Annotated in this window: 9 protein-coding genes; 3 read left to right on the top strand and 6 right to left on the bottom strand. The window is 72.9% G+C overall.

The features are described from left to right. Nucleotides 1-7: 7 nt before the first annotated feature. Nucleotides 8-640: a DsbA family protein gene (locus tag ACFC1T_RS28660; RefSeq protein WP_375893074.1), complete on the bottom strand. Its 633-nt coding sequence runs from the start codon at nucleotides 638-640 to the stop codon at nucleotides 8-10. A gap of 227 nt (nucleotides 641-867) precedes the next feature. Here ACFC1T_RS28660 and pepN point away from each other — a divergent pair, with 227 nt between their 5' ends. Continuing rightward, on the top strand, nucleotides 868-3,432 hold the full coding sequence (gene pepN / locus ACFC1T_RS28655) for an aminopeptidase N (RefSeq protein ID WP_375893137.1): 2,565 nt from the start codon (nucleotides 868-870) through the stop codon (nucleotides 3,430-3,432). A gap of 58 nt (nucleotides 3,433-3,490) precedes the next feature. Here the strand turns inward: pepN and ACFC1T_RS28650 are convergent, their stop codons facing one another. Together ACFC1T_RS28650 and acnA are read right to left on the bottom strand one after the other, a co-directional pair. Next, nucleotides 3,491-4,801 carry a glycoside hydrolase family 18 protein gene (locus ACFC1T_RS28650; RefSeq protein ID WP_375893072.1) on the bottom strand — a complete coding sequence of 437 codons (1,311 nt, stop codon included), beginning with the start codon at nucleotides 4,799-4,801 and terminating at the stop codon, nucleotides 3,491-3,493. A 165-nt stretch (nucleotides 4,802-4,966) separates the two neighbouring features. Then, entirely contained in the window at nucleotides 4,967-7,627 is a 2,661-nt protein-coding gene (acnA, locus tag ACFC1T_RS28645) for an aconitate hydratase AcnA (RefSeq protein ID WP_375893070.1), read from the bottom strand. A gap of 346 nt (nucleotides 7,628-7,973) precedes the next feature. Here acnA and ACFC1T_RS28640 point away from each other — a divergent pair, with 346 nt between their 5' ends. Then, nucleotides 7,974-8,507 carry a superoxide dismutase family protein gene (locus ACFC1T_RS28640; RefSeq protein WP_375893068.1) on the top strand — a complete coding sequence of 178 codons (534 nt, stop codon included), beginning with the start codon at nucleotides 7,974-7,976 and terminating at the stop codon, nucleotides 8,505-8,507. Nucleotides 8,508-8,517: 10 nt separating this feature from the next. Here the strand turns inward: ACFC1T_RS28640 and argF are convergent, their stop codons facing one another. The 3 genes from argF to ACFC1T_RS28625 all read right to left on the bottom strand — a co-directional run bounded on the left by argF (nucleotide 8,518) and on the right by ACFC1T_RS28625 (nucleotide 13,991). Continuing rightward, a complete protein-coding gene (gene argF / locus ACFC1T_RS28635) occupies nucleotides 8,518-9,519 on the bottom strand; it encodes an ornithine carbamoyltransferase (RefSeq protein ID WP_375893066.1) in 1,002 nt (333 codons plus the stop codon). A 174-nt stretch (nucleotides 9,520-9,693) separates the two neighbouring features. Then, nucleotides 9,694-12,426 (bottom strand): polynucleotide kinase-phosphatase, encoded by a 2,733-nt coding sequence (locus ACFC1T_RS28630; protein WP_375893064.1) that lies wholly within the window; start codon nucleotides 12,424-12,426, stop codon nucleotides 9,694-9,696. Further along, nucleotides 12,423-13,991 (bottom strand): 3' terminal RNA ribose 2'-O-methyltransferase Hen1, encoded by a 1,569-nt coding sequence (locus ACFC1T_RS28625; protein ID WP_375893063.1) that lies wholly within the window; start codon nucleotides 13,989-13,991, stop codon nucleotides 12,423-12,425. The genes ACFC1T_RS28630 and ACFC1T_RS28625 overlap by 4 nt, the downstream gene beginning before the upstream one ends. Before the next feature lie 140 nt (nucleotides 13,992-14,131). On the opposite strand from ACFC1T_RS28625, the gene dapD reads away from it, so the two are divergent. Further along, nucleotides 14,132-15,136, top strand: a complete 1,005-nt coding sequence (gene dapD / locus ACFC1T_RS28620; RefSeq protein WP_375893061.1) for a 2,3,4,5-tetrahydropyridine-2,6-dicarboxylate N-succinyltransferase — start codon at nucleotides 14,132-14,134, stop codon at nucleotides 15,134-15,136. The last annotated feature ends 41 nt before the right edge of the window (nucleotides 15,137-15,177 follow it).

The following is a 15,177-nucleotide window of genomic DNA, read 5'->3' as shown; positions in this document are numbered from 1 at the left end:
CCCGGGCCTACTCGAAGGACGGGCCGGCCGTGCGGGTGCGCTTGATCTCGTAGAAACCCGGGGTGGAGGCCACCAGCAGGGTGCCGTCCCACAGCCGGGCCGCGGCCTCGCCCTTGGGGGCCGGGGTGACCACCGGGCCGAAGAAGGCGACCCGGTCGCCGTCCGCGCCCTCCACCGCGATCACCGGGGTGCCGACGTCCTCGCCGACCAGGGTGATGCCCTCCTTGTGGGAGGCGCGCAAGGCCTCGTCGTACGCGTCGGTGCCGGCCGCGTCCGCCAGCTCGACGGGCAGGCCCGCGGCCACCAGGGCGGCCTCGACGGTCTCCCGGTTCTGCGGCAGGCCCTGGTTGTGGAAGCGCAGGCCCAGCTCGGTGTACAGCCGGCCCAGCACCTCGTCGCCGTGCTCCTGGGCGGCCGCGATGCAGACCCGCACCGCGCCCCAGGCGTTGTCCAGCAGCTCGCGGTAGCTCTGCGGCAGGTCGCGGTGCTCGTTGAGCACCGACAGGCTCATCACGTGCCAGCGCACGTCGACCGGACGCAGCTGCTGGACCTCGATCAGCCAGCGGGACGTCATCCACGCCCACGGGCAGGCCGGGTCGAACCAGAAGTCGGCGGTCTTGCGCTCAGCGGCAGTCGTCACTGGGTCTCGTCCTTCGTGAGGTGTTCCGAGGCAGGGGGTGTCGCCCCCACCCGGACCCCAACACCCGCGCGCCGCCGCTGATTCCGGCCCCGGACGCGACGGGCTGTGCAATGGTACCGGCCGGGGCGGGCGTGAAAGGATGCCCCTGCGTGCGCGATGCACACCGCGCACCGATCCGCACCATCCACGCACGCACCACCGTGCGGGCCGGACAAAGGAGTACCGCCGTGCCGGGCAAGAACCTGAGCCGCGAGGAAGCACAGCAGCGAGCCGGCGTCCTGGCCGTCGACGGCTACAGCGTCCGGCTGGACGTGAGCTCGGCCCCCGACCCGGCGGCCGCCACCTTCCGCTCCACCACCACCGTCGCCTTCCGCTGCGACCGGCCCGGCGCCGCCACCTTCCTCGACCTGCTGGCCCCCGCCGTCCGCTCGGTCACCCTCAACGGCCGCGCCCTGGACCCGGCCACCGCCTACGACGGCGCCCGGGTGCACATCGACGGGCTGGCCGCCGAGAACGTCCTCACCGTCGAGGCCGACTGCGCCTACAGCCGCACCGGCGAGGGCCTGCACCGCTTCGTCGACCCCGCCGACGGCGAGACCTACCTCTACACCCACTACGAGCCGGCCGACGCCCGCCGGGTGTTCGCGACCTTCGAACAGCCCGACCTCAAGGCCCCGTTCACCTTCACGGTGACCGCCCCCGCCGCCTGGGACGTGCGCTCCAACGCCGTGCACGAGAACGTCACCGCCCAGGGCGACACCCGCACCTGGGAGTTCGCGCCGACCAAGCCGATCTCCACCTACCTCACCGCCGTGGTGGCCGGCCCGTACCACGTGGTCACCGACCACTACAGCCGCGAACTCGCCGACGGCACCACCCTGGAGATCCCGCTCTCCGCGCTCTGCCGCCGCTCGCTCGCCCCGCACTTCGACGCGGAGGAGATCCTCGGCGTCACCAAGCTCGGACTCGACTTCTTCCACGAGGAGTTCGACTACCCGTACCCCTTCGGCAAGTACGACCAGGCCTTCGTCCCCGAGTACAACATCGGCGCGATGGAGAACCCGGGCTGCGTGACCTTCAAGGAGGAGTTCGTCTTCCGCTCGAAGGTCACCGACGCCGCCTACGAGTCCCGCGCCAACGTCGTCCTGCACGAGATGGCGCACATGTGGTTCGGCGACCTGGTCACCCCGCGCTGGTGGGACGACCTGTGGCTCAAGGAGTCCTTCGCCGACTTCATGGGCTCCTACGGCCTGATCGGCGCCCGCACCCGCTACTCCTCCGCCTGGGTCACCTTCGCCAACCAGCGCAAGGCCTGGGCCTACCGGCAGGACCAGTTCCCCACCACCCACCCGATCACCGCCGACATCCGCGACCTCGAGGACGCCAAGCTCAACTTCGACGGCATCACCTACGCCAAGGGCGCCTCCGTCCTCAAGCAGCTGGTCGCCTACGTCGGCTCGGAGGCCTTCTTCGAGGGCGCCCGCCGCTACTTCAAGCGGCACGCCTTCGGCAACACCGAACTCGGCGACCTGCTGGGCGTGCTGGAGGAGACCAGCGGCCGCGACCTCAAGAGCTGGGCCGCCGCCTGGCTGCAGACCGCCGGCGTCAACGCGCTCACCCCGCAGGTCACCACCGACGCCGAGGGCCGGATCACCGAACTCGCCGTCCTCCAGGACGGCGATGTCCTGCGCCCGCACCGGATCGCCGTCGGCCTGTACGACCGGGACGCCGACGGCGCCCTGCTGCGCACCGAGCGGATCGAGCTGGACGTCACCGGCGCCCGCACCGTCGTCGCCGAGGCCGTCGGCCGTCAGCGCCCCGACCTGGTCCTGCTCAACGACGAGGACCTCACCTACTGCAAGATCCGCTTCGACGCCGACTCGCTGGAGGCCCTGCGCACCGGCCTCGGCGACATCCGCGACGAGCTGGCCCGGGCGCTCGCCTGGTCCGCGGTCTGGAACCTCACCCGGGACGGCCTGATGCCGGCCCGCGACTACGTCGCCCTGGTGCTGCGCTTCGCCGGCCAGGAGGGCAACATCGGCGTGCTGCAGTCGCTGCACGCCCAGGCCAAGACCGCCGTCGACCTGTACGCCGCCCCCGAGTGGCGCGCCGAGGGCGCCCGCCGGCTCGCCGACGGCGCCCTGCGCGAGCTGCGCGGGGCCGTCCCCGGCAGCGACCACCAGCTCGCCTGGGCCCGCTTCCTGGCCCAGACCGCGGGCGGCGCCGAGCACCTCGGCCTGGTCCGCGGGCTGCTGGCCGGCAGCGCCCGGATCGACGGCCTGGAGGTCGACCAGGAGCTGCGCTGGGCGCTGTGGCTGGCCCTGGCCGCCGCCGGACAGGCCGGCGACGAGGAGCTCGCCGGGGAGCTGGCCGCCGACAACACCGCCGGCGGCAAGCGCCAGTACACCCAGTGCCTGGCCGCCCGGCCCACCCCGGAGGCCAAGGCCGCCGCCTGGTCGGCGGTGATCGACTCGGACGAGCTGCCGAGCGCCCTGGTCGAGGCCAACAGCGCGGGCTTCGCGATCCCCGCCCAGCGCGACCTGACCGCCCTCTACGCGGCGCCGTACTTCAAGCTGCTGGAGAAGGTCTGGGCGGAGCGGACCATCGAGATCGCGATGCGGATCGTCGGCGGCTTCTTCCCGATCGCCCAGACCGACGAGCACACCCTGGCCGAGGCGGACACCTGGCTGGACGGCCACCCGCAGGCCGCGCCGGCGCTGCGCCGGCTGGTGCTGGAGCGCCGGGACGACCTGGCCCGCGCCCTGCGCGCCCAGGCCTGCGACCGGGCCTGACACCACTGCGGAGGGGCCCGCCTACCGCGTGTCGGCGGGCCCCTCCGACCTCCGGGGGTCAGTCCCGGCGCAGGCCGCGGTCGAGGGCGGCGATCGCGCTGCCCTTGGCGTCGTCGCCGTCCAGGGACCAGACCATCACCCCGGCCAGGTCGTTCCAGCGCGCGTAGCGGGCCTTCTCGGTGAGCACCTCGGCGGTGTCGTAGCTGTAGAAGGTGGAGCCGTCGTACTTCCAGGACGCGCCGTGGTCGCGGTCCACGTACACCTTGCCGGGCAGCGCGTTGAGCTCGGCGTAGGAGTGGTCCGGGGCGGCGGCGGTGGCGCTCTGGTGGAGGCCGCCGCGCTTGCCCGGGGCGACGCCCGTCCAGCCGTGGCCGTACAGCGGGGCGCCGAGGACGAGCTGCCGGGAGGGCAGGCCGCGCTCCTGGTAGTGGGTGGCGGCGGCGTCCGCGCTGCGCTGCCGGGCGTCCGGGTCGGCGGGGTCCGAGTAGAGGTTGGCCTGGTGGTCGGTCGGGCCCTTGCCCTCCCAGGGGCCGTGCAGGTCGTAGGCCATCAGGTTGAGCCAGTCCACCGACCGGCTCAGCTCGGGCAGTTCGAGCCGGTCCGCGACCGTCTCGTTGGCGGCGACCGCGGCGGTGAGCAGGTAGTGCTTGCCCTTCCGGCCGCTCAGCGCGTCGAGCTGGCGGCGGAACTCGGCCATCAGCAGGGTGTAGTTGCGGCCGTCCTCGGGGCGGACCACGTTGCCGGCGTCCCCGCCGCCGCCCGGATACTCCCAGTCGATGTCGATGCCGTCGAAGACGCCGGCGGCCGCGCCCGCGCCGCCCTCCGGGGAGCCGGGCAGGACCGGCAGGTCGCCCTTGAGGTAGAGGTCGATGCAGGAGGAGACGAACTTCTTGCGGGCGGCGTCGGTGGCGGCCGCGTCCGAGAAGTACTTGGACCAGCTCCAGCCGCCCAGCGAGATGACGGTGCGCAGCTGCGGGTTCTTCGCCTTGAGCTTGCGCAGCTGGTTGAGGTGGCCCTTGAGCCGCTGGCCGGGGGCGTCGGCGACGCCGTCCACCGACTCGGCGGCGGAGAAGGCGCGTTGGTAGTCGTTGTGGGCGTCGCCCTGGCCGGAGTCGTTGCTCTCGAAGCAGGTGCCGTCCGCGGAGACGTTCCCGAAGGCGTAGTTGATCACGGTCAGCCTGGCGGCCTGGCCGGAGTCCTGGACGCGCTTGGCGGAGCTGTCGGCGCCCCACTGGGTGAAGTAGCCGACCCGCTGGCCCTTCAGGGCGGGCCCGTGGTGGCCGCTCTCCGCGGCGTTCGCGGCGGTGGGGGCGACGAGCAGGGCGGCGACGGTGGTGGCGGCGAGCAGCGCTGAGGCGCGAGTGGGCATACCGGACCCGTTCTCTGAGGCGGCGTCAAATGGTCTGGACCAGATGGCACAGAGGTTTAGTCCATGGACCGGGGAACGCACAAGAGGACGTCCGCTTCCGGCGCGGTATGCAAAAGGGGCCGGACCGCGGTGTGCGGTCCGGCCCCCTCAGTCACTCACCCGGGCTCAGCCGATGAGCGAGCGCAGCACGTACTGCAGGATGCCGCCGTTGCGGTAGTAGTCCGCCTCGCCGGGGGTGTCGATGCGGACGACCGCGTCGAACTCCTTGCCGGTCCCGTCCGCGCCGACCGCCTTGACCTTGACGGTCTTCGGGGTGCGGCCCTCGTTGAGCTCGGTCACGCCGGTGAAGGAGAAGGTCTCCTCGCCGGTCAGGCCGAGGGACTCGGCGTTCTCGCCCTCCGGGAACTGCAGCGGCAGGACGCCCATGCCGATCAGGTTCGAGCGGTGGATGCGCTCGTAGGACTCGGCGATGACGGCCTTGACGCCGAGCAGCGCGGTGCCCTTGGCGGCCCAGTCGCGGGACGAGCCGGAGCCGTACTCCTTGCCCGCCAGGACGACCAGCGGGACGCCGGCGGCCTGGTAGTTCTGCGAGGCGTCGTAGATGAACGACACCGGGGCGTCGGCCTGGGTGAAGTCGCGGGTGTAGCCGCCCTCGGTGCCCGGCGCGATCTGGTTGCGCAGACGGATGTTGGCGAAGGTGCCGCGGATCATGACCTCGTGGTTGCCACGGCGCGAGCCGTAGGAGTTGAAGTCACGCTTCTCGACGCCGTTGGCGGTCAGGTACTGCGCCGCCGGGGTGCCCGGCTTGATGTTGCCGGCCGGGGAGATGTGGTCGGTGGTGACCGAGTCGCCCAGCTTGGCCAGGACGCGGGCGCCGGCGATGTCGGTCACCGGGCTCGGGGTCTTGGCCATGCCCTCGAAGTACGGGGGCTTGCGGACGTAGGTGGACTCGGCGTCCCACTCGAAGGTGTTGCCGGTCGGGACCGGGAGCGACTGCCAGCGGTGGTCACCGGCGAAGACGTCCTGGTAGCCCTTGTCGAACATCGCCTCGTCGATGGAGCCGGCGACGGTGTCGGCGACCTCCTGCTCGGTCGGCCAGATGTCGGCGAGGAAGACGTCGTTGCCGTCGGCGTCCTGGCCCAGGGCGTCCTTGGTGATGTCGATGTTCATGTTGCCGGCGAGGGCGTAGGCGACCACCAGCGGCGGGGAGGCCAGGTAGTTCATCTTGACGTCGGGGTTGATCCGGCCCTCGAAGTTGCGGTTGCCGGAGAGCACCGAGACGACCGCGAGGTCGGACTCGTTGACGGCGGCCGAGACCTCCTCGGGCAGCGGGCCCGAGTTGCCGATGCAGGTGACGCAGCCGTAGCCGACCAGGTTGAAGCCCAGCTTCTCCATGTACGGGAGCAGGCCGGCCTTCTCGTAGTAGTCCATGACGACCTTGGAGCCGGGCGCCAGGGTGGTCTTGACCCAGGGCTTGACCGACAGGCCCTTCTCCACGGCCTTCTTCGCCAGCAGGGCGGCGCCCAGCATGACGGAGGGGTTGGAGGTGTTGGTGCAGGAGGTGATCGAGGCGATCACGACCGCGCCGTTGTCGATCTCGTAGGTCGAGCCGTCGGGGGCGGTGACGGCGGTCGGCTTCGAGGCCTCGGCGGAGTAGGTCGGCAGCGCCTCGGCGAACCGCTCGGCGGCCTCGGCCAGGATCACGCGGTCCTGCGGGCGCTTCGGGCCGGAGATCGACGGGACGACGGTGGAGACGTCCAGCTCCAGGTACTCCGAGTAGGCCGGCTCGTGCGCCGGGTTGTGCCAGAGACCCTGCTCCTTGGCGTACGCCTCGACCAGGGCGAGCTGCTGCTCGTCGCGGCCGGTGAGCTTGAGGTAGTTGATGGTCTCGGCGTCGATCGGGAAGATCGCGCAGGTCGAGCCGAACTCCGGCGACATGTTGCCGATGGTGGCGCGGTTGGCCAGCGGGATGGAGCCGATGCCGTCGCCGTAGAACTCGACGAACTTGCCGACCACACCGTGCTTGCGCAGCATCTCGGTGATGGTGAGCACCAGGTCGGTGGCGGTGGTGCCGGCCGGCAGCTCGCCGGTCAGCTTGAAGCCGACGACGCGCGGGATCAGCATGGAGACCGGCTGGCCGAGCATCGCGGCCTCGGCCTCGATGCCGCCGACGCCCCAGCCCAGCACGCCCAGGCCGTTGACCATGGTGGTGTGCGAGTCGGTGCCGACGCAGGTGTCCGGGTAGGCCTGGCCGCCGCGGACCATGACGGTGCGGGCCAGGTGCTCGATGTTCACCTGGTGGACGATGCCGGTGCCCGGCGGGACGACCTTGAACTCGTCGAAGGCGGTCTGGCCCCAGCGCAGGAACTGGTAGCGCTCCTTGTTGCGGCCGTACTCGATCTCGACGTTCTGGGTGAACGCGTCCTTGGTGCCGAACTTGTCGGCGATGACCGAGTGGTCGATGACCAGCTCGGCCGGGGCCAGCGGGTTGATCTTGGCCGGGTCGCCACCCAGCTCCTTGACGGCCTCGCGCATGGTGGCCAGGTCGACCACGCAGGGGACGCCGGTGAAGTCCTGCATGATCACGCGCGCGGGCGTGAACTGGATCTCCTGGCTCGGCTGGGCGTTCTCGTCCCAGGCGCCGAGCGCGCGGATGTGGTCGGCGGTGATGTTCGCGCCGTCCTCCGTGCGGAGCAGGTTCTCCAGCAGCACCTTGAGGCTGTAGGGCAGCCGCTCGGAACCCTCGACGGCGGAGAGCTTGAAGATCTCGTACGACTCGTCGCCCACCTGCAGCGAGCTGCGGGCGTCGAAGCTGTTCGCGGACACGACTGACTCCTTCTGGGTGCTTCGTGCGATATCCGGCCGCCACGCTGGTAAGGTCAGCCTTACTTAGGCTTACCTTGCCGCATCGCCGGCGAGCGCCTCTCGGCAAGTATCTTGATGTCGAGATATATCGTAAGGGGCAGTTATCTCGATGTCGAGATAAACCATAGTGCATGCCGCCGCGATCACCACCGCAGGCATGCCCCGGTGCGTTTCGACGCAGGTCAGCGCCCGGTCAGCGGCCCCACGACCGACCGGGCCCCCGCGCGGCCGAACCCCGTGGGTGTCCCCGGCGGCCCGGCCGCGTTAGCAGGGTGACCGTCGCCCTGCCCGTGGAAGGCCCCGACCGATGCCCGCTCCGCTCGCCGCCGCCCTGCTGCCGCTGGCCCTGCTCGCCCCCGCCGCCCCACCGGTCTCCGTCGTGGAGGCGGCCTTCGACCCGGCGACCGCCTTCGTCCCGCCGGCCGCGATCAGCTACGCCCAGGACCTGGTCCCGTACGGCTCGCACGCCCGGATCGTCACCGACCGCTCGGAGCCCGGGCGCACGGTGCTCACCCTGACGGCCACCGGCCTCGCACCCGACCACACGTTCCCGGTGCACCTGCACACCGGCACCTGCGGGGCCGACCCGGCCGCCTCCGGGCCGCACTACCAGGACGCGGTCGACCCGGTGCAGCCGTCCACCGACCCGGCGTACGCCAACGAGCGCAACGAGCTGCGGCTGGTGCTGCGCACCGACGCCGGGGGCGCGGGCACCGCCACGACCGCCGTCGACTGGCAGCCGCGGCCCGGCGAGGCGCGCTCGCTGGTGCTGCACGCGGGCACCCCGGTCGGCCCGCACGCGGCGGGCGACCGGGTGGGCTGCGTCAAGCTGGAGCGGTAGCGCCCGCCCCTCACGACCCCAGGGTGGCGACCAGGACGGCCTTGATGGTGTGCAGGCGGTTCTCGGCCTGGTCGAACACGATGGAGTGCGCCGACTCGAACAGCTCGTCGGTGCACTCCAGCTCGGTCATCCCGGTCGCCTCGTACATCTGCCGCCCGACCACGGTGCCGAGGTCGTGGAAGGCGGGCAGGCAGTGCAGGAACTTCACGTTCGGGTTGCCGGTGGCCCGGACGGTGTCCATGGACACCTGGTACGGCCTGAGCAGCGCGATCCGCTCGGCCCACACCTCCTTGGGCTCGCCCATCGAGACCCAGACGTCGGTGTAGAGGAAGTCGGCGCCGGCCACGCCCTCCGCCACGTCCTCGGTCAGCGTGATCCGGGCACCGGTGCGCCCGGCCAGCTCCTGCGCCGCCTTCTGCACGTCCTCGGCGGGCCACAGGGCGCGCGGGGCGACGATCCGGACGTCCATGCCCAGCAGGGCGCCGGTGACCAGCAGCGAGTTGCCCATGTTGGAGCGGGCGTCGCCGAGGTAGGCGAGGGCGACCTCGGTGAGCGGCTTCGCGGTGTGCTCGGTGACGGTCAGCACGTCGGCCAGCATCTGGGTGGGGTGCCACTCGTCGGTCAGACCGTTCCAGACCGGGACGCCGGCGTGCTCGGCCAGCTCCTCGACGATCTCCTGGCCGTGGCCGCGGTACTCGATCCCGTCGAACATCCGGCCGAGCACCCGGGCGGTGTCCTTGACGGACTCCTTGTGGCCCATCTGCGAACCGGACGGGTCCAGGTAGGTGGTGGTGGCACCCTGGTCGTGCGCGGCCACCTCGAAGGCGCAGCGGGTGCGGGTGGAGGTCTTCTCGAAGATCAGCGCGATGTTCTTCCCCCGCAGCCGGGGCTGCTCGGTGCCCGCATACTTGGCGGCCTTGAGCGCGGCCGCGAGGTCCACCAGGAAGCGGAACTCCTGGGGCGTGAAATCGAGCTCCTTGAGGAAGTGCCTGTTCCGGAGGTTGAAGGCCATGCCGGGCTCCTGGGGTGACGGGGCTTGGGGGAAAGTGGCAAGTGTATACGATGCTCGGAATTTCTATACAGACTGGCGGTGAAGGAGGGGAAGCCCCCGGTGGGACTTCCCCTTCCGCGCCCGGTCCCGCGGCCCTACCGGCGCGGTCCTACCGGCGGTTCCACCGGCGCGGTCCTACAGGCGCGGGTCGACCGGCTCGGACTCCAGGGCCAGCACCGCGAACACCGCCTCGTGCACCCGCCACAGCGGCTCCCCCGCCGCCAGCCGGTCCAGCGCCTCCAGGCCCAGCGCGTACTCACGCAGCGCCAGTGACCGCTTGTGGCCCAGCGAGCGCATCCGCAGCCGCTCCAGGTGCTCGGTGTAGTCCGGGCCGTAGACGATCCGCAGGTACTCCCGCCCGCGGACCTTCACACCCGGCTGCACCAGGCCGCCCGGACGGCCCTCGCCCCGCACCGTCCGCACCACCGAGGCCAGCGGCTTGACCACCATGCCCTCACCGCCCGCCGCCGTCAGCTCCTCCCACCAGGCGGTGGCGGCCGCCACCGAGGCCTCGTCCCCGGTGTCCACCAGGACCCGGCCGGTGCGGTGCAGCACCGGCGCCACCCGGTCGCCGGCGGCCCCGTCGGCGGCCTCGCCGGCAGCCTGGTCAGCCGCGTCGGCGTCGGCCGCGACCAGGCGGTCGATCAGGGCCAGGTGCTCGTCGTGCGGGCGCACCGCCAGGTTCGCCCCCTCCGCGGCCAGCAGCTGGAACGGCGCCAGCCGGATGCCCGACAGGCCCTCGGTCGGCCAGCAGTAGCGCCGGTACGCCTCGGTGAACGCCCGGGCGTCGGCGGCGCGGCGGCGCTGGCGGGCGGTCAGCTCGCCGAGCTCCAGCCCGCGCGCGGCCGCCTGCCCCAGCGCCGACAGCACCTCCGGCAGGGCGGCGCCGGCCGCCGCGCCGACCGCGGCGTACTGGCGGCGCAGCAGCTCCACCGCCTTCAACGACCACGGCATCAGCTCGGCGTCCAGCAGCAGCCAGTCACTGCCCAACTCCTCGAACAGGCCCGACCGTTCGGCCGCCGCCCGGACCCTGCCGAGCACCGCGCCGGTCAGCTCCTCGTCGTCGAGGAAGGCCCGCCCGGTCCTGGTCCAGATCGCCCCCGGACCGGCCACCCCGAAGCGCCGCTCCAGCGCGGCGGTGTCCCGGGCGACCAGCAGCACCGCGCGCGAGCCCATGTGCTTCTCCTCGCACACCAGGTGCCGGACCCCGTCCGCGCGGTAGGCGGCGAAGGCCTCCTCCGGGTGCTCCAGGTAGCCCTCCCGGCGGGAGGTCGGGCTCGGCGCCATGGTCGGCGGCAGGTAGGCGAGCAGCCGCGGGTCCAGCGCGAAGCGGCTCATCACCTCCAGCGCGGCCGCCGCGTTCTCCTCCCGCACCGCCACCCGGCCGTGCAGGGCGGTCTCCACCACCCGGCGCCCCGCCACGTCGGCGAGGTCCAGCGGACGGCCCTCCCGGGCGCCCGGCGCGTCGGTCCGCAGCGGACGCACCGGGGCGTACCACTCCCGCTCCGCGTCGACGCTCACCAGCTCGCGCTCCGGGTAGCGCAGCGCGGTCAGGCTGCCGCCGAAGACGCAGCCGGTGTCCAGGCAGATGGTGTTGTTGAGGAAGCTCGCGCTCGGCACCGGGGTGTGGCCGTAGACCACCAGCGCCCGGCCCCGGTACTCCTCCGCCCACGGGTAGCGCACCGGCAGGCCGTACTCGTCGGTCTCGCCGGTGGTCTCCCCGTACAGCGCGTGCGAGCGCACCCGGCCGGAGGCGCGGCCGTGGTAGCGCTCCGGCAGGCCGGCGTGGCAGACCACCAGGGCGCCGCCGTCCAGCAGGTAGTGGCTGACCAGGCCGCGCATGAAGGCCCGCACCTCGGCCCGGAACTCCTCGCTCTCCCCCGCCAGTTGGTCCAGCGACTCCTGGAGGCCGTGCGAGACGGTGACCTTCTTGCCGTCCATCGCCCGGCCCAGCTTGTTCTCGTGGTTGCCCGGCACGCAGATCGCGTGACCGGCCGCCACCATGCCCATCACCAGGCGCAGCACACCCGGGGTGTCCGGGCCGCGGTCGACCAGGTCGCCGACGAACACGGCCGTGCGGCCCCGCGGGTGGACGGCGTCCACCGGGCGGCCCCCGGCGTCCCGGGCCAGCGTGTAGCCGAGGCGGGTCAGCAGGGTCTCCAGCTCGGAACGGCAGCCGTGGATGTCGCCGACGACGTCGAACGGGCCGGTGAGGTGGCGCAGGTCGTTGTAGCGCTTCTCCGGCTCGATCACGGCGGCCGCCACCTCGGCCTCGCCGCGCAGCACGTGCACCTTGCGGAAACCCTCGCGCTCCAGGCCCTTGAGGGACCTGCGCAGCTCGCGGTGCTGGCGCGGGACGACGTGTGCGGGCAACTGCCGGTCCGGGCGGGCGCGGTTGCGCTCGGCGCACACCCCCGGCGGGACGTCCAGCACGATCGCGATCGGCAGCACGTCGTGCGCCCGGGCGATCGCCACCAGCTGACGGCGGGCCTCCGGCTGCACGTTGGTCGCGTCCACCACGGTGAGGCGCCCGGCCGCCAGGCGCTTGCCGACGATGTAGTGCAGGAGGTCGAAGGCCTCGGCGGACGCCGACTGGTCGTTCTCGTCGTCGGACACCAGGCCGCGGCAGAAGTCGGAGGAGACCACCTGGGTGGGCAGGAAGTGGCGGCGGGCGAAGCTGGACTTGCCCGCGCCGCTGGTGCCGATCAGGACGACGAGGGAGACGTCGGTGACGGGCAGGCGGCGGGGGGCGGGGGGCTGGTCGGGGGTGTGGGCCTCGTCGGGGGTGGGGGCCTCGTCGGGGGTGTGGTCGAGGGCCTGGTCGGGGGCGGGGGCCTCGTCGGGGGTGGGGGTCGCGTCCTCGGTCATCGGGTCTCGCCTCCTCCGGGCGTGGTGGTGGTCGTGGCGGCATCGGTGGCGTCGGCGGCGGTGCGGAACAGGGCGAGCTGGGTCGGCGGGCCGACCTCCGGGTCCTCCGGGCCGACCGGGCGCAGCTCCACCGTGTAGCCGTACGCCGCCGCGACCTTCCCCGCCCAGGCGCCGAACTCGGCGCGCGACCACTCGAAGCGGTGGTCGGCGTGCCGGGCCCGGCCCGCCGGCAGGCTCTCCCACCGGACGTTGTACTCGACGTTGGGCGTGGTGACGACCACCGTCCTCGGGCGGGCCGCCCCGAACACCGCGTACTCCAGGGCCGGCAGCCGCGGCAGGTCCAGGTGCTCGATCACCTCGCACAGCACCGCCGCGTCGTACCCCTTCAACCGGGCATCGGTGTACGTCAGCGCACCCTGCGCCAGCGTCACCCGCGCCGCCAGCCGCTCGGGCAACCGCTCCAGGTGCAGCCGGCGCTTCGCCGCCTGCAACGCCCGCGCCGACACGTCCACCCCGAGGATCTCGGTGAACCGGGCGTCCTTCATCAGCTCACCGATCAACTCGCCCTGGCCACAGCCGAGATCGGCGACCCGGGCGGCGCCGCCGTCGCGCAGGGCGGCCAGGATCGCGGCGCGGCGCCGCTCGGCGAGGGACGGCGGCCGGGGCTCGTGCCGGTCCTCCTGCCCGTCCGGGGCGGGCCCGGCGGCCTCCCGCCCCTCCTCCTCGGGCCGGTCGTCGACCGCGTTGTCGATCTCCTCGACCTCGCGGTCGTCCGCCTCGGCCAGCCGGGCCAGCTCCAGCCGCTCCATCGCGGCCCGGGTCAGCGACCAGCGCCGGGACAGGTAGCGGCGGGCGATCAACGCCCGCTCCGGGTGCGCCGCCAGCCAGCCCTCACCGGCCGCGAGCAGCTTGTCCACCTCGTCCGGGGCGACCCAGTAGTGCTTCGCACCGTCCAACACCGGCAGCAGCACGTACAGCTGCTGGAGCGCCTCGGCCAGCCGCACCGACTCCGAGGCGAGCACGACCCGCACGTAGCGGGACTCGCCCCACTCCGGGAAGGCCTCGTCCAGCGGGACCGCCGTCGCCTCCACCCGCCAGCCCAGCGGCTCGAACAGCCGGGCCACCATCGCCGGACCGCCGCCCTCGCCCGCACCGTTCGCGGGCACCGCGGGCAGCTCGATCCGCAGCGGGCGGACCAGCGCCGGCAGCTCCGGACGGGCCGGGCAGTCGCCCTTCATCGCCGACCGAAACACCGTCCGCAACGCCACCGCGAGCAGCGAGGACGCCGCGTACGGGCGGTCGTTGACGTACTGGGAGAGCGCGAAGTCGGGCGAGCCGCCGCGCCCCCTGCCGTCGCCCCGGCCCTTGCGGACCAGCGCGATCGGGTCGATGTCCAGCAGCAGCGCCGCCGTGCAGGCCTCGTCGTCCGCCCGGGGGTAGAAGACGTGGGCCGCACCGTGCGACGTCGTGAACCGCTGGACCTTGCCGGGATGCTTGTGCAGCAGGAACCCGAGATCCGTCGCCGGGCTCTCGGCGCTGCCGGTAGTGGAAATCGACATGAACACCCGGCCGAGTATTGCCCAGCGGGAGACGTCCGGGCACCGGGTTTTCCCACCCCGCGCGGCGCTGGCCTGCGGGTCCGCCCGCCTGTCCGGACGATGGGCGTGTTCGGCAGCCGGGCCCCCCATTGGTTAACGTGCACGGTGTGACTGCTGAATCCACCTCGCCCGAATCCACCACCCCGGCGACCGGCGCCGTGGCCACCGGTCTGGCCACCATCGCCGCCGACGGCACCGTCCTCGACACCTGGTACCCCGCCCCCGCCCTGGCCGCCGAGCCCGGCCCGGCCGGCACCGTGCGCCTGACCTCCGAGCAGGCCGAGGCCGAGCTCGGCGCCGGCGCCGCCGAAGCGCTGCGCGCCGACGCCCGCCGCGGCGTCGAGGTGGTCGCCGTGCGCACCACCATCGCCTCGCTCGACGAGAAGCCGCTCGACACCCACGACGTGTACCTGCGCCTGCACCTGCTCAGCCACCGGCTGGTCCGGCCGCACGGCCAGAACCTGGACGGCATCTTCGGCCTGCTCGCCAACGTCGCCTGGACCAGCATCGGCCCCGTCCCGGTCGACCGGGTCGAGCAGGCCCGCCTCGCCGTCCGCGCCCAGGGCGGCCAGCTGGCCGTCTACGGGATCGACAAGTTCCCGCGGATGACCGACTACGTCGCCCCCGGCGGTGTGCGCATCGCCCACGCCGACCGCGTCCGGCTCGGCGCCCACCTCGCCGCCGGCACCACCGTGATGCACGAGGGCTTCGTCAACTTCAACGCCGGCACCCTCGGCACCTCGATGGTCGAGGGCCGGATCAGCGCGGGCGTCGTCGTCGGCGACCACAGCGACATCGGCGGCGGCGCCTCGATCATGGGCACCCTGTCCGGCGGCGGCAAGCAGGTCGTCTCCGTCGGCGAGCGCTGCCTGCTCGGCGCCAACGCGGGCATCGGCATCTCGCTCGGCAGCGACTGCGTCGTCGAGGCCGGCCTGTACGTCACCGCCGGCACCCGGGTCACCACCCCGGACGGCACGGTGGCCAAGGCCGTCGAGCTGTCCGGCCAGGACAACCTGCTGTTCCGCCGCAACTCGCAGACCGGCGCGGTCGAGGTCATCGCCCGCTCCGGCTCCTGGGGCGGCCTGAACGCGGACCTGCACGCCCACAACTGACCTGTGGGGCAAGGCCGTCGAGGGGCCCGGCGCGGATGCGC

Source organism: Kitasatospora sp. NPDC056076 (assembly GCF_042266305.1).
In the GTDB taxonomy this organism is placed as follows: domain Bacteria; phylum Actinomycetota; class Actinomycetes; order Streptomycetales; family Streptomycetaceae; genus Kitasatospora.
Note: the sequence above shows the minus strand (reverse complement) of the source record. Positions and strands in the feature narration are given on the sequence as shown.